Consider the following 18,998-nt stretch of genomic DNA (forward strand, 5'->3'; position numbering starts at 1 on the left):
GCCCCGCCCTTCATAGGCTGGGGTGCGAGCGACGTCGCTGTCGCGAGACCTGGGGGAGGAACGCATGACGGTCCACTACGAACTGCCCACGACCGCCGATTTCGCCGCGCTGGCGGGCCCGCACCATCCGGCGATCACCGTCTACGCCTCGACGTCACCGGTCGTCAGCGAACGGGAGCGCGCCGAGGTCGCGGTGAAGAGCGCCTTCGACGAGGCCATCGAGCAGGTGAAGGCGTCGGGCGCATCGACCGCCGAGCTCGAGGCGCTGCGCCGGGCCCGCGACGGGATCATCGCCGACCAGGATCTCTGGGCCGGACTCGCCAGGTCGCTGGCCATCTTCGTGGCGCCCGACTTCACCGAGGTCTTCGTGCTGCCCAACCAGCTCGACGACGCGCTGCACGTCGGCTCGCACTTCACCCTCGGGCAACTGCTGCGTGCACCGAGCCAGGACCAGGAGGCGTACGCCGTGGCCGTGTCGGCCAATGAATGGGCGCTCTGGCACGCCACGCCCACCGACCGGGCCGCGCAGATGCCGACCGACCCGACGCTGCCCAAGAATGCCGACGAGGCGGCGAACCGCGAGGCGGGCGATGCCGGCACGCGTCGGGTGGGCGGTCACGGCGACCGCGGCGCCAGCGAGGACGACCGTCGTGCGTCGACCCTCGACATCTACGCCAAGCGCGTCGCCGACGCCGTGAAGCAGGAACTCCAGCTGCACGATCCGGGCGATCGGGTTCCGCTGTTCGTGTTCGCCGCCGAGCCGACCCTCAGCCAGTTCATCGAACGCGCACGCAACCACCGCCGGGTCGTCCCGGTGCCGGGCGCGCCCGACCGACTCGGCGCCGCCGAGATCGACGAGGCCGTGCGGCACCAGCTCGCCGCCCTGAACATCAGCGAGGCCGACGCGGCCCTGCACGGGCTCGCCGAGGGCAGCGCCGGCCGCGTCGAACGCGACCTCGCGGCGATCGGACGCCTCGCCGCGGACGGCGCCGTCGAGACGCTGTGGTTCGACTTCACCACCTCGGTCAACGGCACGCTCGACCAGGAGTCGGGCGCGATCGAGTTCGCCACCGGCAACGGCGAGGGCGACGCGCTGCACGACGGCACGCACGCCGGTGACCTGCTCCCCCAGCTGGCGCTCCTCGTCATCGCGAAGGGCGGCAAGGTGGTCACGGTGCGCAGCGACGACCTCGACGGCAACGTGTGGTCGGGTCCGGCGATGGCCGAGCTGCGGTTCGCGCTGGCCTAGCGGGCGGCTGCGACCGCGGCGTCCGCACGGCGTCGCGCGGCGCCGCCGGAGTGCTGGGCGGGTGCCGACGCAGGCACCACCGGAAGGGTGAAGCCCTCACGCCAGCGGAAGCGGATCTGGACCTCCTGGGCGTGCGAGTCCTCGACCATCACCTCGACGCCGGTCGCGGTGACGGCATGGGGACCGCGGGTCGCTGGGTCCTCCCGGAGCTCCAGCCAGAGGCTCTCGGGGTGGGGCACCACGCCCGGGTTGGCGGCCACGAGCCGCAGCTCCCACCCGCCCGAGGGGCACAGCCCGCTTCCGGTCACCCGGATGAGGCGGCCCTCAGAGCTCTCGATGGCGATGGCCTCGAAGTCGTCCGCAGAGAAATCGCAGTGGTTCGGCGCAGTCATGCGTGCGACGTTAGGCCGCGTCGCCCGCGTCGGCGTCAGGGCTGACGCTGAGATCCGGATGCCGCGGGCGGCGGCGCGCGGCATCCGCTCGGGTTCGCTGACCACACCCGGCCACGGTTGGCAAGCGCCTTCCACGGTGGGCGCGTCGCCCTAGGCTGGTCCGCATGCGATTCGGAATGTTCGTTCCCCAGGGTTGGCGTCACGATCTCGTCGGCATCGAGCCGGCCGAGCACTGGGAGGCCATGCGCGGCCTCGCGGAGTTCGCCGATGCCGGCCCGTGGGAGTCGATCTGGGTGTACGACCACTTCCACACCGTGCCCGTGCCGAGCGAAACCGAGGCGACCCACGAGGCATGGACGCTGATGTCCGCCTACGCGGCAACGACCTCGCGCGTGCGCCTCGGCCAGATGTGCACCTGCATGAGCTACCGCAACCCCGCCTACCTCGCGAAGGTGGCCGCGACGGTCGACGTCATCTCGGGCGGACGCGTCGAGATGGGCATCGGCGGCGGCTGGTACGAGCACGAGTGGCGCGCGTACGGCTACGGATTCCCGCCCGTGCCCGAGCGCCTCGCACGGCTCCGCGAAGGCGTCGACATCATGCACCAGGCGTGGACCACGGGCACGGCGACGCTCGACGGCGAGCACTACCAGGTCGACGGCGCGATCGTGCGGCCGCTGCCGCTGCAGGAGGGCGGCATCCCGATCTGGGTCGCGGGCGGCGGTGAGAAGGTGACGCTGAAGATCGCGGCGAAGTACGCGTCGTACACGAACTTCGCCGGCAGCCCCGAGGAGTTCACCCACAAGAGCGAGGTGCTCCGCGGGCACTGCGAACGGCTCGGCACGGAGTTCGAAGCGATCACGCGGTCGTCGAACTTCAACACCGTCGTCGGCGTCGACGAGGCGGACGTGGAGCGGCGCCTCGCCGCGATCGAGGAGCGGGTCGCACCGTTCCTCGGCCCGCGGAAGACCGCCGACTACCTCGCGGACTTCCGCAGCCCGAACGCCGCCGTGGGCACGCCCGAGCAGGTGATCGCCAAGCTCGAGGAGCGACGCGAGCTCGGGCTCGGCTACGTCATCTCGTACTTCCCCGAGGCGGCCTACGACCGCTCGGGGCTCGAGCTGTGGGCGTCGGAGGTCATCCCCGCGCTGCAGTAGCGCGGGGACGACCTCGACACGACGGCCGGGCTAGGCCGCGATGGCCTCGTCGAGCTTCTCGGAGAGCTCGGCGTCGGTCGGCTCGGTGAAGTGCGTGCCGTCGGGGAAGACCACGACGGGGATCTGGGTGCGGCCGCTGATGGCCTTCGCGCGGTCGGCGCCGTCGATGACGACCTCGAGGTCGACGTAGTCGTAGTCGACGCCGCGCCGGTCGAGCAGCGCCTTCGAGCGGCGGCAGTCGATGCACCACTCGGCGCCGTACATCGTGATGCGGGCAGGGTTCAGGTCGGGATTCGCAGGGGAGGTCATACCGAGAACCTACGCATCGCGCCTGTGCGGTATTCCCAGCTTCGCTTCCGGGTGCGCCGGTGCCGGTGGCAGACTCGGCGCATGCGGTTCGAGACCACCATGCTCCTGACCGGCAACAACACCGGCATCGAGGTGCCGCCCGACGTGATCGAGGCGCTCGGCGCCGGGCGCAAGCCGGCGGTGACGGTGAGCGTCAACGGCTACGAGTACCGCAGCACGGTCGCGGTGATGGGCGGCCGGCACCTCATCCCGTTCAGCTCCGACAAGCGGGCCGCCACCGGCATCCAGGGCGGCGACCCGATCGTCGTCGACGTGGAGGTCGACACGGCGCCGCGCACGGTGGAGGTACCAGAGGACCTCGCAGCCGCGCTCGATGGGACGCCGGGCGCACGTGCGGCGTTCGATGCGTTGTCGCCGAGCGCCAGGAAGGCGCACGTCACCAATGTGGAGTCGGCGAAGGCCCCCGAGACCCGGCAGCGCCGGGTCGACGCGATCGTCGCGAAGCTCGCCGGCTGAGGCGCACTAGAGCCGTCGCGTCTCGGGCCGAGTCCGGCGAATGCCTACGGGCTCGTGCTCGTGAGCGCCGGCTCGGGCGGCGTCTCGAGGCCGGCACCACGCGGCAGGTCGGCGTCGACCAGGCGCACGAACGCGCTCAACTGGGCGACGCCCTCGGGCGTGCGGGGCAGCGCGTCGAGCAGCCCGGGGGAGTAGACGAGATAGGCCGCCCACTTCGCGCGGGAGATGGCCACGTTGAGCCGGTTCTTCAGCAGCAGGAACTCGATCCCGCGTGGTGCCGCTGCGGCGGACGACGCGGCGAGCGACACGATGGCCACCGCGGCCTCCTGGCCCTGGAACTTGTCGACCGTGCCGACGGGGACGTCGGGGTACCCGGCGGCGTCGAGCGCCGCCCGTACGACCGACAGCTGGGCGTTGTAGGGAGTGACGACGATGAGGTCGCGCTGCGCGAGCGGCCGGGCGGCGGCGGCCGCGACCGCATCGGAGGCGTCGACCCAGGGTCGCCCGATGAGCTCGCGGACGAGCCCGACGACCACTGCGGCCTCCTCGGGCGACTCGGTGGCGTTGCCCGCGTGCTCGACGGGCACGGCGGTGAGGCCGGGTGCCACGCCCTCGAGGGAGCGCATCGACGCGACGGCATGCGAGTGCAACGCGCCGTCGTAGGACAGGTGCGACACCGGATCGGAGACCGCCGGGTGCATGCGTCGGCTCTCGGCGAGGAAGTAGCCGAACTCGGGGGGCAGCACGTCGTGGCCGTCGGCGACCCATCCGAGCGCGGATTCGTCGACCGGCTCGGGGTGGTTGCCCTGGCTCACCTGCGGCAGCTGCTGCGGGTCGCCGAGCAGCAGCAGGTTGCGGGCGGCCACGCTCGACGCGATCGTCGCGGCCAACGAGAACTGGCCGGCCTCGTCGATGACGAGCAGGTCGAGCGAGCGGCGGGGGACGCGGTCGGCGTTAGCGAAGTCCCACGCGGTACCGCCGATCACGAATCCGGATGCCGCGTGCGCGCCCGTGTACTCGGCCACGCCGTCCTTCGCGATGATCGTGTACTCGTGGTCGCCGGGCTGGTTGCGGTCCTTCGGCGCCTTGGCGACGAGGTCGGGCGCAAGGCCCGCACGGACCACGGCGTCGAGCACGTTCTCGACGACCGCGTGGGACTGCGCGACGACGCCGATGCGCCAGCCGTGCTGCGCGACGAGCCGGGCGATGGTGTGCGAGGCGACGTAGGTCTTGCCCGTGCCGGGAGGGCCCTGCACGGCGAGGTAGGAGTCGTCGAGCCGTCGCAGTGACGCGACCGCCGCGGCGACGTAGTCGTGCTCGGCGTTCAGCGGCGCGAGGCCGTCGGTCTCGGGGCGCGTGCGCGTGCGCGGGGGCGTGCGTCGCAGGATGTCGATGCCGGGGTTCTTCGGCCACGCGAAGGGGTACAGGCTCGACAGCTCCTGCGCCCACTCGAGGATCGCGTCCTTCTGCCGGCCGGCGGGCGGCGGGGTGCCGGGCACCACTGCCATGGGCAGCTCCGACCAGGTGACGCCCGCGACCGAGCGCTCCTCGACCACGAGGCCGTCGTCGAGTACCTCGAGCACGCGCACCGAGTTCGGCGTGCGGGAGCCGGGGCGCAGTCCCTGACGGGGGAACGGCGCCGGCGAGTCGTAGAGCACGAACAGCTCGCCCCCCACGCCGAACCGCGAGCCGGGCGCGATGCGCCCGCGGAGTCGAAGCTCACGACGGTCGGTGCGGTGCTGGTCTTCGCGATACCAGCGCTGCGACACCTCCGACGCGGCCGGGTCGACGACGAGGACGTCACGGTGGTCCTCCCAGGCCTCGAGCGGCTGCTCGACGCGGAAGAAGTGCCCCCACCAGAAGGTCTTCGCCTCGCGGTCGTGGTAGTCGATCGCGGCGGCGGCCAGCGCGAGCGCGGTGTGATCGGGATCGCGGTCGGGATCGTCGGTCGGACCGGCGAGCCGCTGCAGCTCGACCGCGAGGGGCGAGGCGGCGTACACCTTGCCGGCGGCCTTCGCCGCCTCGACGAGGAGCGACTCGGGCACCGGCTCGACACCGAAGCGCCGGGCGATGGCGAGCAGCCAGTCGCGCAGGCGCAGCGTCGACACGCAGTCGTAGCGGTTGTAATCGGCCAGGTCGTCGAGCACGTGCTGCGCGGCCTCGGCGCCGACGAGGCCCGTGGCCGGGTCGAGCTCCCCCGTCGCGAGCAGCTCGCGAGCGCGCACGTACTCGAGGATCGAGTCGCCGCCCGACTTCACCTCGGCCTCGCGCAGTTCGGTGCCCATGTAGAGCGGCTCGAGCTTCTTGATCGAGTACGACCGGCTGCCGACCCGCACGGCACGCTTGACGATGGGGTAGAGGTCGACGAACACGCCGTCGGCGAGCAGTTGGTCGACGGCGGCCTCGCCGACGCCGTGACGCGCCGCCATGGTGAGCAGGTGGGTGCGCTCGTAGCTCGCGTAGTGGTAGATGTGCATGTTCGGGTGCGCCGCACGCCGGGCCGCCACGAGGGCGAGGAACTGCTCGAGCGCCACGCGCTCCTCGGCGAACGAGTGCGCCCAGATCGGCGTGAAGCGCTCGTCGGTGTCGACCATGCCGAACAGGTAGTCGATGCCCCAGTCGGTGGCCGCGCCCTCGGTGTAGAGCGGGTCGCCCTCGAAGTCGAAGAACAGGTCGCCGGCATCGGGCTCGGGGATCGCCGCGAGCGACGCCGCGTCGCGCACGACCACGGGTGGCGGCAGCGGGGGGTCGTCGGGCGAGCGCCCGCCTGACGCCTCGATCACGGCTGCCGTCGCCTCGGCCTCGAGCTGCAGGCGCGCCTGGATGCGGAGGTTCTCGAGCGTCGCGTCGAGGATGCCGGGCACCGGGCCCTCGGATGCCGCGAGCGCGTCGATCGTGGTGATGCCGGCGTCGAACAGGGCCACGCGCTGGGTGACGCGCAGGCTCGCGACGAGGAGCACGTCGCGGTGCGCCTGCACCTCGAGGTCGCACGTGGGGCAACGCCCGTCGAGGGTGTAGCGGGGATCGCCCCACTCGACCGGCCCGTCGGCCCGGAGACGCTCCGCGACGATCTGCCCGAGGCGCGCGCGGCGCAGGCGGTAGACGGGCTCGATGTCGTCGAGCCGGTGCACGCTCGTGGTGCCGTCGCCGAGGAGGAGCTCGACGGTGTCGGCGCACGGCACGCCGAGGCGCTCGAGCTGCTCGGCGTAGGCCGCGAGCTGCAGGAGCGCGGTGACCCGGGCGCGGCGCGCGAGCTTGGAGTCTTGAACGAGGTAGCGGCCGTCGGGCTGGCGCACGATGAAGTCGGCGAAGCCGATGAACCCGTCGTCGACGAAGGTCGCCTGGAACACCACCGGCACACCCGCCGCGAACGCGTCGCGCGTGGCGGTGACGGCCGCCGCGACGGCATCGGGATCGCGGAGGTCGGGCCGCTCGATCTCGACGACGCCGTCGCCGAGCTGCTCGCGGTAGGCCTCGAGCACGCGCAGCTCGTGCGCGTCGCCCATGCGGCCGGCGCGCTCGAGCATGGCGTCGGCGACCGGCTCGAAGAGGGTGTCGCGACCGAGCTTCACGTCGAGCTCGCGCAGGAACGCGAACTCGCACTCCGAGGCCTTCTTGAGGTCGCTCGCGCTCGTCACGACGGTGCCGTCGACCACGTACATTTGCGGCATCCCTTCGTCGTCCCGGTGTTCACCGTAACCCCGGCCGCCGACATCGGCGCCGGGCCCGCCGCATCGCGTCGGGCGCGCTTCAGCGGCCCGCGAGCGCTCCCCGCCCGAGCCCGAGCATGCCCTCGACGGCGTGCCCGATCCGGGAGCCGCGGTCGTCGGCGTCCTCCCAGCGCACGAGCGCGTGCGCGTTGAGGCCGTCGATCATGCCGAGCAGCTGCCAGGCGACGGATGCCGCGTCATCCGTCTCGAACTCGCCGGCGGCGATGCCCGCCTCGACGATGCCCTGCACGAAGGCGCGCCACGCGTCCATCTCGTCGCGGACCCGGGCGGCGAGGGCCTCGTTGCGCCGCCCGAGCGCCCACGCCTCGACCCACACCACGGTGACGTCGTCGCGACTGCCGTCGAGCAGCGTGTCGAGCAGCACGGCGAGGCGCACGCTGGGCGAGGGGAGCGGCTCGACGAGCTCCTCGACCTCCTCGAGCTCGGCCGAGACGATGACTCCGAACGTCGAGGCGACGAGCGCGTGCATGTCGGGCTGGTAGTGCGCGACCAGGGCCGGAGCGACGTCGATGCGGGCGGCGACGGCGCGCAGGGTCACGGCGTACAGGCCGTGCTCGAGGGCCACGTCGCGCGCGGCATCCGCGATCTCGGCGGAGCGTTCTGCCGGCGACTTGCGGGCGGCCTTCTTGCGGGGGGCTCTTGACATCGTGACCTCAGTGTAGGTAACGTCACTGCATCTTATTGATCGTGTGATCAATAGTAGGTCGAGTCCCCGGCCGTGTCGAGAGAGTCCCCCATCATGCGCAACGAAGCGATCGAACCGGCCATCGAGCCGCCTCCCGTGCCGTCCGCCGAGCCGGCCGCGGATCGCGCCGGTCACGTCGAGCAGCACGGCATCGACGTCATCCCGCTCTCCGACCGGCACGGCCGGCCCCGTGAGCTGTTCTGGGTGTGGATGTCCGCGAACGTCAACTACCTCTACTTCGTGCTCGGCGGCGTGCTCGTGCTGCTCGGCCTCTCGATCTGGGAGGCGCTCGCGATCACCGTGATCGGCAACCTCTGGTGGGCCGCCGTCGGCTGGCTCGCGGTGAGCGGCCCGGCGTCGGGCACGCCGAGCGTCGCGATCATGCGCGCCATGTTCGGCATCCGCGGCAACCGCGTCTTCGGGGGCGGACTCGGCGTGGCGATCGGCCTCTTCTACGAGATCATCAACATCGCGGTCGCCACCCTGGCCGCGAACGCCCTGCTCGGCATCCTCGGCGTGCCGCTGCCCGCCGGCGCCGAGTGGATCGTGCTCGTCGTGGTCGCGGCGCTCAGCTTCGTGCTCAGCGTCTACGGGCACGCCACCATCCTGAAGCTCGCGCCCGTGTTCTCGGCGGCGCTCGCCGTGGCGTTCGTGGTGCTCGCCGTCTTCGTGCTCGGCGCCGCCGACTTCTCGTACACGCCGGCCCCCATGCCCGTCGGCGAGCACTGGGCCATGCTGCTGCTCGGCTACGCGATCATCGCCTCGGGCCCGCTGTCGTGGGGCACCGGCGCCGACTACGCCCGGTACCTGCCGCAGTCCACGTCGAAGCGCGCGGTCGCGTGGTGGACGGCGCTGGGCGGCTTCATCCCCGCGGTGCTCATCGGCACCCTCGGCATCGTCGCCGCGACGGCGATCGACATGACCGATCCGCAGCTCACCATCGGCGAGATCGTGCCCGGCTGGTTCACCCCTGTGTTCCTCGCCATCGTCGTGCTCGGCAGCATCACGAACAACGTGCTGGTCGCCTACTCGACGGGACTCTACGCACAGGGCCTCGGCTTCCGCGTCTCGCGTGCCGCGACGGTCGTGGTCACCGGCCTCGTCGCCACGGTGCTCGCCGGCTGGGCGGTCTTCCTCGCGCCGAGCTTCCTCGACACGCTGAACGCGTCGCTCGAGCTCAGCGTCACGGTGCTCGGCCCGCTCGTGGCGGTCTACGCGGTCGACATCTGGTTGCGCCGCAACCGCTACGACGGCGTCGCGCTGAGCGACGAGCGCCGCACGAGCCCGTTCTGGTACTCGGGCGGCTGGTTCTGGCCCGGCACGATCGCCATGGTCGTCGCCACGACGGTCGCGGTGCTCATGGCGAACACGACGCTCTACGTCGGTCCCATCGCGGCGGCGCTCGGCGGAGCCGACCTCTCGGCGTTCGCGGGGCCGATCCTCGGCGGCGGCATCTACGCCGTGCTGTGGCTCACGACGACGCCGTACCGCGACCCGGCGCGGCGGCCCGCGGCATCCGCAGACCTCGCCACGGACCCCGCCACCGACCACGACGACCATGATGAGAGCACGACGGATGCCGCGGCATCCGCTCACCGCAACCAGGAGGTTCCCGCATGAGCTGGCGCATGCCCGCAGAGACCGCCCCGCACGACCGCACGTGGATGGCGTTCCCGCGCGAGGGGCTGACCCTCGGCGAGCGCGAGTCCGATCGCGAGGCCGGCTACGCGGCCTGGAGTGCGGTCGCCAACGCGATCGTGCCGTTCGAGCCGCTGGTCATGGTCGTCGACCCGTCCGAGACGGCCCGGGCCCGCCGCATGCTCGATGGGGCCATCGAGCTCGTCGAGGCCCCGCTCGACGAGTTCTGGATGCGCGACTTCGGTCCGACGTTCGTCCTCGACGACGAGCGCCCGGGCGTGCTCGGCGCCGTCGACTGGATCTTCAACGGCTGGGGCGCGCCCGACTGGGCCGAGTGGACGAAGTCAGCCGAGATCGCGCGCTTCGTCGCCGATCGCGTGGGTGCCGAACTCGTCTCGAGCGTCCTCGTGAACGAGGGCGGCGGCATCCACGTCGACGGCGAGGGCACGGTGCTCCTCACCGAGACGGTGCAGCTCGACCCGCGCCGCAATCCCTACGCCGACCGGTCTCGCGTCGAGGCCGAGCTCGCGCGCACGATCGGCACGACGAAGGCGATCTGGCTGCCGCGCGGGCTCACGCGCGACTACGACGACTTCGGCACGAACGGCCACGTCGACATCGTCGCGACGATCCCGTCGCCCGGCCGCCTGCTCCTGCACGCGCAGCGCAACCCCGAGCACCCTGATTTCGAGGTGACGCGCGACCTGCGCGCGCAGCTCGAGGGCGAGACGGATGCCGCGGGCCGCCCGTTCGAGATCGTCGACCTCCCGGCTCCGGACACCCTCCGCGATCACGAGGGCTTCGTCGACTGGAGCTACGTCAACCACCTCGTCGTCAACGGCGGCGTGATCGCCTGCGGCTTCGGCGAGGAGCGGGCGGATGCCGCGGCGAGCGAGATCCTCGCCGACGCGTACCCCGGTCGCCAGGTGGTCACGATCGATGCGCGCGAGATCTTCGCCCGCGGCGGCGGCATCCACTGCATCACGCAGCAGCAGCCGGCACTCACCGTGGAGGTGACGCGATGAGCGGTGCGCCGTTCGACGTCGTCGAGGCCTCGATCGCCGACCTGCGGGCCGCGCTCGACGCCGGACGCGTGACGAGCGAGCAGCTCACGCGCGCGTACCTCGACCGCATCGAGGCGTACGACCGGCCCGGCACCCCTACGGCGTTGAACGCGCTCGTCGTGATGAACCCGTCGGCGCTCGATGACGCCCGCGCCTCGGATGCGCGCCGCGCCCGTGGCGAGACGCTCGGTCCGCTCGACGGCATCCCGTACACCGCCAAGGACAGCTATCTCGCGGAGGGGCTCACCGCCGCCGCCGGCAGCCCAGCGTTCGAGCACCTCGTCGCCCAGCGCGACGCGTTCACGATCGAGCGACTGCGGGCCGGCGGCGCCGTGCTCATCGGGCTCACGAACATGCCGCCCATGGCGAACGGCGGCATGCAGCGCGGCGTCTACGGCCGAGCCGAGAGCCCGTACAACGCCGAGTACCTCACGGCCGCGTTCGGCTCGGGCTCGTCGAACGGCTCGGGCACCGCGACGACGGCGTCGTTCGCGGCGTTCGGCCTCGGCGAGGAGACCTGGTCGTCGGGCCGCGCGCCCGCGTCGAACAACGCGCTCTGCGCCTACACCCCGTCGCGCGGCGTCATCTCGGTGCGCGGCAACTGGCCGCTCGTGCCCACGATGGACGTCGTCGTGCCGCACGCCCGCACCATGGGCGACCTGCTCGCCGTGCTCGACGTGATCGTCGCCGACGACCCCGAGACGCGCGGCGACTTCTGGCGCGTGCAGCCGTGGGTGTCGATCCCGCGATCGTCCGAGGTGCGGCCCTCGTCGTACGTCGCGCTGCAGCCGACGGATGCCGCGGGCGCTCCGGATGCCGCCGCCGCCGGCGCCGCGCTCGCCGGCAGGCGCCTCGGCATCCCGCGCATGTACGTCAACGCCGACCCCGACGCCGGCACGGCCGAGCCCGGGCGCAGCCCCGGCATCGGGGGAGCCACCGGGCAGCGCATCGACACCCGGGCATCCGTCATCGAGCTCTGGGAGGCGGCCCGCCGGGACCTCGAGGCGGCCGGTGCCGAGGTCGTCGAGGTCGACTTCCCCGTCGTGTCGAACTACGAGGGCGACCGCACTGGCGCACCCACCGTCGCAACGCGCGGCCTCGTCTCCCCCGAGTACCTCCGCCGCGAGATCGTCGACCTGTCGGCGTGGTCATGGCACGACTTCCTCGACGCCAACGGCGACCCCGCACTGCGCTCGCTCGCCGATGTCGACGGTGCCCGGATCTTCCCGCACCCCGAGGGCGCCCTGCCCGACCGGTACACGGGCTTCGACGACGACATCGCCGAGTACCCCGAGTGGGCGCGCACCCACCCTGGCGCCACCCTCGCCGACATGCCCGAGCTCGAAGCCGGGCTGCGCGGCCTCGAGGAGACCCGACGCGTCGACCTCGAGGCATGGATGGACGACCTGGGTCTCGACGCGGTCGTGTTCCCCGCGGTCGCCGACGTCGGCCCCGCCGACATGGACGTGAACCCGGCCTCCGCCGACCTCGGCTGGCGCAACGGCGTCTGGGTCGCGAACGGCAACCTCGTGCCACGGCACCTCGGCATTCCGACGGTGACCGTGCCCATGGGCACGATGCGCGACATCCGGATGCCGGTGGGCCTCACGTTCGCCGGACGCGCCTACGACGACACGGCCCTGCTCCGCCTCGCCGCGGCCTTCGAGGCGACCGGTTCCCGGCGCACCCCGCCGCCGCGCACGCCGCCGCTCTGACGACGGCTATTCTGCGGGCATGGCGGCCAGTCGATCACGGGCTGCGGTGTACGCGCGACGACGCAAGCGCCGCATGGGCCGGGTCGCGCACGACCTGACCGATCGCCAGTGGTCGGCGCTCACCGTCGAGTGGGGCGGCTGCGCCTACTGCGGCGTCGGGGATCGCGCCCTGCAGCGCGACTGCGTGCTGCCCATCTCACGCGGTGGCCGGTACACACTCGAGAACGTGGTTCCGGCGTGCGGGTCGTGCAACGCGAGCAAGTGCAACGACGAGGTCACGTCGTGGCTGCGACGCAAGAAGCTCGACGAGCGCGGCTTCCTGCTCCGGCAGCGTGAGATCGCCCTGCTCCTGCTCGCACGCTTCGCGGACCCGGATGCCTCTCCGGATGCCGCGACGCCCTGATCGTTCGAGGCGAACGCACTTCGTCCGGTTCGTCAACCCTGGCGTCGAGGCCGCTCGAGGTCCCTAGGCTGGCTGTGGACGGGCCGCCCGAGAAGGGTTCCCGGCTCCGCGCCCGCCCGGGGAGGCCACCATGGCCACGTATGACGTATCCGGACGCTCGGCGATCGTGACGGGCGCGGGCAGCGGCATCGGGCGCGCGATCGCCCTCAGGCTCGCCGACAGCGGCGCCGCGGTGATCGTGAACGACCTCGACGGCGACCACGCGAAGTCGGTCGTCTCGGAGATCACGGATGCCGGTGGCCGAGCCGAGGCATCCGTCGGCGACGTGACGGACACCGCGTGGATCGACTCCTCCGTCGAGGCGGCCAATCGGCTCGCCCCGCTGCGGATCGCCGTGAACAACGCGGGCATCGGCGGCGCCTCCGCCCTGATCGGGGAGTACCCCGACGACAGCTGGGCGAAGGTCATCGACATCAACCTCAACTCGATCTTCCACGGCATGAAGCGCCAGCTCCCGGCCATCGCGGCGAACGGCGGCGGCGCCATCGTGAACGTCGCGTCGATCCTGGGCAGCGTGGGATTCGCGAACTCATCGGCGTACGTCACCGCCAAGCACGGCGTCGTGGGTCTCACGAAGAACGCCGCGCTCGAGTACGCCGACCAGGGCGTGCGCGTGAACTCGGTGGGCCCGGGCTTCATCAAGACGCCGCTCATCGATGCGAACCTCGATGATGCCGCCCAGCAGTTCCTGGTCGGCATGCACCCGCTCGGCCGCCTCGGCGAGGCCGACGAGGTCGCGCACCTGGTGGTGTTCCTCGCGAGCGACGGGGCGAGCTTCATCACGGGCAGCTACCACCTCGTCGACGGTGGCTACACCGCCCGCTGACGTTACAGGGGCTGGGACCCGGCGAGTGCTCGCTCGAGGCGAGCGGCGTCGAAGAGGCGGAGGGCCGTCAGCGACAGCACCGTGACGCGGCTCCGCAGCACCCGCCGCGCCACCTCCTCGAGCACGGGCACGGCGCCTCCGCCAGCGTCGAGATCGGTGTCGGCGAGCAGCAGGATCTCCTCGAACGCCAGGTCCTTCGAATCCATCTCTCCGGACGCGTATCTCGGGTCTCGCTCGAACACCCGAACGTTCGTGCCGCCGTGCCGCGCGAACTCCCGGATCAGCTCGCTCCGCCGCAGCGCGAGTCGCTCATACGGATCCAGATCGTCGAAGGTCCGCCCGCCCACCGCGCCCGCCGCGCTGGCTCCCACGCGGCGATGGCGTGATTCCGCGCAGTCGGCGACCGCCTCCCGCACGATCGACTTCTTTGAACCCCGCATGAAATAGGCCAGCTGCGTGACGAGCTCGTCGGTGTGCTCGTCGATCTTGATCGTCTTCTCCTGCACGGCCGTGCCTATCCCTCTCGTCCCTTTCGCGGGCTCGTCCTGTCGCCCCCGCGCCGATGCGCTCGGATTCGAGTGATGTTTCCCTTTGAAAAACCGGTGCCGAAGTGCCGAAGTGCCGAAGTGCCGGAACTTCTCGAAGGGAAACATGTCTCGGAATTCAAGCCGGTCCCGGCGATCACGATGGATTGTGCCGCGACGGGCCGGCCGAAGGGCCAGCTGGCAGTGTGTGGGGAGGAGCGGTCAGCTGACCTGGACGCTGCGCTCGTCGAGGCCGGTGGCCCCGTCGGGGACGACGCCCTGCTCGTCGGCGGTCTGCACCTCGCCGTCGGCCGCGGTCGCACGGACGCGGAGTGTGTGGCCGCCCGACGTCGCGTCCCAGTCGTAGCGCCACTGCACCCAGGTGTCATCCGAGATCGCCGTGGCCAGCGTCGCCGGCTCCCACGGGCCGTCGTCGACCTGCACCTCGACCCCCTGCACGCCCACGTGCTGCTGCCACGCCACGCCCGCAACGGTGACCGGGCCGGCGGTGAGCGACTGGCCGGTGCGGGGCACGTCGATGCGGGACGAGAGCTTGATCGGGCCGCGCTCGCTCCAACCGCGGTCGGTCCAGTAGGCGGTGGCGGCATCGAACCGCGTCACCTCGAGGTCGACCACCCACTTCGTCGCCGACACGTAGCCGTACAGCCCCGGCACCACCATGCGCACCGGGAACCCGTGCTCCGCGGGCAGGGGGTCGCCGTTCATGCCCACGGCGAGGATCGCGTTGCGGTCGTCCTGGAGCACCGTGAGGGGTGTCGACGCAGTGAAGCCGTCGACGCTGCGCGAGAGCACCATGTCGGCGTCGGCCGTCGGCGCCGCGCGGGCGAGCAGCTCGCGGATCGGGAAGCCGAGCCACACCGCGTTGCCGATGAGTCCGCCGCCGACCTCGTTCGACACGCACGTGAGCGTCGTGACGCTCTCCTCGAGGGGGAGTGCGAGCAGCTCGTCCCACGTGAGGGTGACCTCGTGGTCGACGAGGCCGTGGATGCGCAGGCTCCAGGTCGACGGGTCGACGGCCGGCACGGCGAGGGCGGTGTCGATGCGGTAGAACTCGGCGTTCGGCGTGACGACCGGCGGCAGGCCGTCGATGTCGAACTGCGCCGACGCGGGCACCGTGACACTCGTCACCGGCTTCGGAAGCGTGATCGCCTCGCGGATCGCAGTGACGGCCCGCGTGCCCGCCTGCAGGGCGTACCCACCGGCTGCGGCGAGGACGCCGAGCACGGCCGCGCCGCCCGCCCAGCCGAGGAAGCGCCGGCGGTCGACGCCGGAGGGCTCCGGTGCGGTCGGCTGGGGTGCGGGTGCGGGTGCGGGTGCCGGTGCGAGCTCGGACGCGGGCGGCGCAGGTGCGGGCTCGGTCGCGGCATCCGGCACCATCGCGGCATCCGGCACCATCGCGGCATCCGGCACCATCGCGACGGCCGGCACTGGCGCGACCACCTCGCGGGGCAGCCGCTGAACGAGGAGCCGCAGCGCCATCACGCCGGCGATCGCCGCGAGTGCGGAGGGGGCGATCGCGAGCATGGGCGCATTGGCGCGCGTCGACGCGGCGATCGCACCGACCAGGCCGATGAGTCCGATCAGCACCTGTCCCCACGGCGGACGCCGAGCCTCGAGGATCCCGGCGCCGGCGGCGACCGCCAGGAGGACCAGCCCGATGCCGACGAGCAGCGCGGCCTTGTCGCCGGTGCCGAACAGTGCGATCGCGGCATCCTTCGCCCACGGCGGAGCGAGGTCGATGAGCAGGGAGCCGACGACGACGAACGGGCTCGACGCCGAGGCCAGCACCGCCGCCGCGAGCTCGCCGATCCCCACGCCGAAGAGGACCGACGCGACGCCCGCCACCCCGGGCAGCACCCAGCCCCGGGGGCGACCACTCGTCTGCGGCATGGGCACAGCGTATGGCCGATGCCTGCGTGCCTGCTTCGAGGTCCGGGTGCGCCGTGATCGGGCCGGGAGCGACGGTTAGGGTGGGCGAAGCATCTCCGAGTCCGCACGAATGAGAGGTCCCGCATGCCCCACGCCATCGAATACGACCGTCTGGGCGGACCCGAGGTGCTCGAATACCGCGAGATCCCGTACGAGCTGCCGGGGCCGGGCGAGGTCCTCATCGAGGTGCGCGCCGTCGGCGTGAACCCGATCGACTGGAAGCTGCGTTCCGGCGCCCGGCCGTCGAAGCCCATCACGACCCCGCGACGGCTCGGGTCCGACGCAGCGGGGGTCATCGCGGGCGTCGGGGAGGGTGTCGACGGCTGGGCCGTCGGCGACGAGGTCATCGTCGCGCGCATCTCGAACGCCTATGCGACCGACCTGGTCGTCGACGCATCGAAGCTCACCGCCAAGCCGGCCGAGCTCGGCTGGGAGGCCGCGGCCGCCATCCCCGTGCCCGTGTCGACCGCCCACCAGGTTCTCGCCTCACTCGAGGTGGGCGACGGAGACACCCTGCTGCTGCACGGCGGCTCGGGCGCCGTCGGCCAGGCCGCGATCCAGCTCGCCCGGCGGCGCGGCGCGACCGTGATCGCCACCGCGAGCGAGGGGAACCACGACCGGCTGCGCGAGCTCGGCGCGATCCCCGTCGCCTACGGCCCGGGGCTCGCCGACCGGGTGCGGGCCGCCGCGCCCGAGGGCGTCGACGTGGCCCTGGACGCCGCCGGCACCGACGAGGCGATCGAGGTCTCGAAGGAGCTCGTCGCCGACCACGACCGCATCGGCACGATCGTCCTGGGCTGGCGTGCGGCCGAGCTCGGCATCCGGGCGTGGTCGGGCGGCAGCCCCGTGCCGCTGACACCCGAGGAGAGCGCCCTGCGCGCCGAAGCCATCCCACTCGCCGCCCAACTGGCTGCCCGCGGCGAGTTCGAGCTCGAGATCGCGCATCGCTATCCGCTCGCTGAAGCCGCCGAAGCCCATCGGCAGAGCGAGACCGGGCACGTACGCGGCAAGATCGTGCTCCTCCCGTAGCGCGGGCGGCTCAGGCGTGCACGCGCAGGAACGCGGCGACGCGCGGCGCGAGCCCGGCCGCGACCTCGGCGGCCGGCCGCTTCGCGCCCTTGACCTCGAACGAGTGGTTCGCGTCCTCGATCCACTCGAGCGTCGCTGAGGCGCCGTTGCGCGCCACGACCTCGTCGAGCTGAGCGTTCGGAATCGCGAACGGGTCGTTGCGGCCCTGCAGGAACAGCATCGGCGCGGAGATTCCGGGCAGGTGCTCGTCGCGCGCCTTCTCGGGTCGCCCGGGCGGATGCAGCGGATAGCCCAGGTACACGAGCCCCGCGGCCGGCATCCCGTCGGCGACGGCCATCGACGCCATGCGTCCGCCGAAGGACTTCCCTGACGCCCAGATTGGTTCGTCGGGCGACCCGGCGTCCGCGGCGAGGGCCGATGCCGCATCCATGACCGTACGCCACGTCGCGATCGCCACCGGCGGCCGGTCGGGGAACCGGCGCTTCGCCTCGCGGTACGGGAAGTTGAAGCGCAGCGTCGCGAAGCCCTCGTCGTGCATCGCCCGAGTGAATCCCGACATGAACGGATGCTCCATGCCGGCGCCGGCGCCATGCGCCACGATGATCGTGCCCGCGGCATCCGCCGGCCGCGAGGTCACCGCCGAGATCGGCGTGCCGTCGACGTCGATGCTGATCGCCGTCTCGTCGCTCACGAGCTGAAGACCTCGAAGATCCCGCCGATGCCGTCGACCACGGCGCCGCCGGAGTCGACCAGGTCGCCGACCGCCGCCGTGAGCTCGAGCACCGAGCCCGCGGCGTCGAGCGCGGTGGCCACCTCGACGGTCACGTCGACCGCGTCGGCGAGGGCGTCGAGGTTCGCACGATCGAGGGCGGCGTGCTCGAGCTTGAGCTTCGCGATCCACTCGCGCTCCAGGCCGAAGAGCACGGCATAGGGGAGGAGCCGTTCGTGCAGGTGGAAGCGGGCGAGGGGCTCGTCGGGCTCCTCGGCCGCGGCATCCGTGGGCCGCAGCTCGGCCCCGCTCGGCGACTGCAACACCCGGAGACGCTCCGCCTCGGCGAGCGAGAGGTACCGGCGCAGGCCCTCGAGGTGCTCGCGCCTGGGCCGAGCCGGAGGCAGGTAGCGCCGCCACGAGGCCGGGGTCACGAGGATCGTCGCGATCGTGGCCGCGAGCGCCACCACGGTCGCGATGAGGGCGGGCCAGTCGCCGTCGATGAGGGCGAAGACGATGAACAGCGCCTCGACGAGCATGCCGAGGTAGGCGAGGATCCTGAGGGTGGTGCCGGGCCAGGTCATGCGCCGCGGGGCGATGAGCCCGTCGCGGGCGAGGGCGTGCTCGGTGTGCTGCACGACCGTTCGCAGCCGCGCCGCGAGCGCGCGTCGGTCGGAGGAGAACCGCCGCACGCGACCGGGCGTGTGCTCGGGGCCGAAGAGCGCCTCGAGCAGCGCGAGCTCGTCGGCCGTGAGCACCACGTTCGGCGCCATCTCGACGCCGATCGGCTCGCGCTTCGACCCGGCGATGAGCCGCACCTTGCGCTTCACGGCCAGGTCGATCAGGGCCGCGGATGCCGCCCGGCGGTCGGCGTCGACGAGCAGGGCGTCGCGCAGCACGGTCGTGTCGCGCTCGGGTGCATACTGCACCACGAGCGCCGTCACCCGTTGCGCGGCGACGGCGCGCGCCACGATCCCCAGCACGAGGATGACGAGCGCTGGCGCGACCGCGAGCAGGATGACGGCAGGAAGCACGCGCCCA

17 protein-coding genes are annotated in these 18,998 nt (G+C 72.3%); 9 read left to right on the top strand and 8 right to left on the bottom strand.

Features of this window, described 5'->3' with window-relative positions:
• Positions 1-64: 64 nt before the first annotated feature.
• Positions 65-1,249: a baeRF3 domain-containing protein gene (locus tag AC1DZA_RS00965; protein ID WP_476771335.1), complete on the top strand. Its 1,185-nt coding sequence runs from the start codon at positions 65-67 to the stop codon at positions 1,247-1,249.
• Here the strand turns inward: AC1DZA_RS00965 and AC1DZA_RS00970 are convergent.
• Positions 1,246-1,641 carry a hypothetical protein gene (locus AC1DZA_RS00970; protein ID WP_476771336.1) on the bottom strand — a complete coding sequence of 132 codons (396 nt, stop codon included), beginning with the start codon at positions 1,639-1,641 and terminating at the stop codon, positions 1,246-1,248. The genes AC1DZA_RS00965 and AC1DZA_RS00970 overlap by 4 nt on opposite strands.
• A gap of 164 nt (positions 1,642-1,805) precedes the next feature.
• Between AC1DZA_RS00970 and AC1DZA_RS00975 the strand changes: the two genes are divergently transcribed.
• Positions 1,806-2,798 carry an LLM class F420-dependent oxidoreductase gene (locus tag AC1DZA_RS00975; protein WP_476771337.1) on the top strand — a complete coding sequence of 331 codons (993 nt, stop codon included), beginning with the start codon at positions 1,806-1,808 and terminating at the stop codon, positions 2,796-2,798.
• 30 nt (positions 2,799-2,828) lie between these two features.
• Here the strand turns inward: AC1DZA_RS00975 and AC1DZA_RS00980 are convergent, their stop codons facing one another.
• Entirely contained in the window at positions 2,829-3,107 is a 279-nt protein-coding gene (locus tag AC1DZA_RS00980) for a glutaredoxin family protein (protein WP_476771338.1), read from the bottom strand.
• A gap of 81 nt (positions 3,108-3,188) precedes the next feature.
• Here AC1DZA_RS00980 and AC1DZA_RS00985 point away from each other — a divergent pair, with 81 nt between their 5' ends.
• Positions 3,189-3,623, top strand: coding sequence for a YdeI/OmpD-associated family protein (locus AC1DZA_RS00985; protein ID WP_476771339.1), 435 nt, complete (start codon positions 3,189-3,191; stop codon positions 3,621-3,623).
• A 44-nt stretch (positions 3,624-3,667) separates the two neighbouring features.
• Here AC1DZA_RS00985 and AC1DZA_RS00990 read toward each other — a convergent pair whose 3' ends face one another.
• On the bottom strand, positions 3,668-7,285 hold the full coding sequence (locus AC1DZA_RS00990) for a TM0106 family RecB-like putative nuclease (protein ID WP_476771340.1): 3,618 nt from the start codon (positions 7,283-7,285) through the stop codon (positions 3,668-3,670).
• A gap of 88 nt (positions 7,286-7,373) precedes the next feature.
• Positions 7,374-8,000, bottom strand: a complete 627-nt coding sequence (locus AC1DZA_RS00995) for a TetR/AcrR family transcriptional regulator (RefSeq protein WP_476763475.1) — start codon at positions 7,998-8,000, stop codon at positions 7,374-7,376.
• Between the two features lie 93 nt (positions 8,001-8,093).
• Between AC1DZA_RS00995 and AC1DZA_RS01000 the strand changes: the two genes are divergently transcribed.
• From AC1DZA_RS01000 to AC1DZA_RS01020, 5 genes are all read left to right on the top strand, one after another.
• Positions 8,094-9,659 (top strand): purine-cytosine permease family protein, encoded by a 1,566-nt coding sequence (locus tag AC1DZA_RS01000; protein WP_476771341.1) that lies wholly within the window; start codon positions 8,094-8,096, stop codon positions 9,657-9,659.
• Positions 9,656-10,702 (top strand): agmatine deiminase family protein, encoded by a 1,047-nt coding sequence (locus AC1DZA_RS01005; protein WP_476771342.1) that lies wholly within the window; start codon positions 9,656-9,658, stop codon positions 10,700-10,702. The genes AC1DZA_RS01000 and AC1DZA_RS01005 overlap by 4 nt, the downstream gene beginning before the upstream one ends.
• Complete coding sequence (locus AC1DZA_RS01010; protein ID WP_476771343.1) at positions 10,699-12,456, top strand: amidase; 1,758 nt, start codon at positions 10,699-10,701, stop codon at positions 12,454-12,456. Before AC1DZA_RS01005 ends, AC1DZA_RS01010 begins: the two co-directional genes overlap by 4 nt.
• A gap of 19 nt (positions 12,457-12,475) precedes the next feature.
• Entirely contained in the window at positions 12,476-12,859 is a 384-nt protein-coding gene (locus AC1DZA_RS01015) for an HNH endonuclease (protein ID WP_476771344.1), read from the top strand.
• A gap of 130 nt (positions 12,860-12,989) precedes the next feature.
• Complete coding sequence (locus tag AC1DZA_RS01020) at positions 12,990-13,745, top strand: SDR family NAD(P)-dependent oxidoreductase (protein WP_476771345.1); 756 nt, start codon at positions 12,990-12,992, stop codon at positions 13,743-13,745.
• Positions 13,746-13,747: 2 nt separating this feature from the next.
• Here the strand turns inward: AC1DZA_RS01020 and AC1DZA_RS01025 are convergent, their stop codons facing one another.
• Entirely contained in the window at positions 13,748-14,398 is a 651-nt protein-coding gene (locus tag AC1DZA_RS01025) for a hypothetical protein (RefSeq protein WP_476771346.1), read from the bottom strand.
• 93 nt (positions 14,399-14,491) lie between these two features.
• Positions 14,492-16,180: a molybdopterin-dependent oxidoreductase gene (locus AC1DZA_RS01030; protein ID WP_476771347.1), complete on the bottom strand. Its 1,689-nt coding sequence runs from the start codon at positions 16,178-16,180 to the stop codon at positions 14,492-14,494.
• A 123-nt stretch (positions 16,181-16,303) separates the two neighbouring features.
• On the opposite strand from AC1DZA_RS01030, the gene AC1DZA_RS01035 reads away from it, so the two are divergent.
• Positions 16,304-17,248 (top strand): NADP-dependent oxidoreductase, encoded by a 945-nt coding sequence (locus AC1DZA_RS01035; RefSeq protein ID WP_476761710.1) that lies wholly within the window; start codon positions 16,304-16,306, stop codon positions 17,246-17,248.
• 10 nt (positions 17,249-17,258) lie between these two features.
• Here AC1DZA_RS01035 and AC1DZA_RS01040 read toward each other — a convergent pair whose 3' ends face one another.
• Complete coding sequence (locus tag AC1DZA_RS01040) at positions 17,259-17,939, bottom strand: alpha/beta hydrolase family protein (protein WP_476771348.1); 681 nt, start codon at positions 17,937-17,939, stop codon at positions 17,259-17,261.
• Positions 17,936-18,991 carry a DUF2207 family protein gene (locus tag AC1DZA_RS01045; RefSeq protein ID WP_476771349.1) on the bottom strand — a complete coding sequence of 352 codons (1,056 nt, stop codon included), beginning with the start codon at positions 18,989-18,991 and terminating at the stop codon, positions 17,936-17,938. Before AC1DZA_RS01045 ends, AC1DZA_RS01040 begins: the two co-directional genes overlap by 4 nt.
• Between the last annotated feature and the right edge of the window lie 7 nt (positions 18,992-18,998).

This window comes from Agromyces sp. P2_B3 (genome assembly GCF_056404815.1).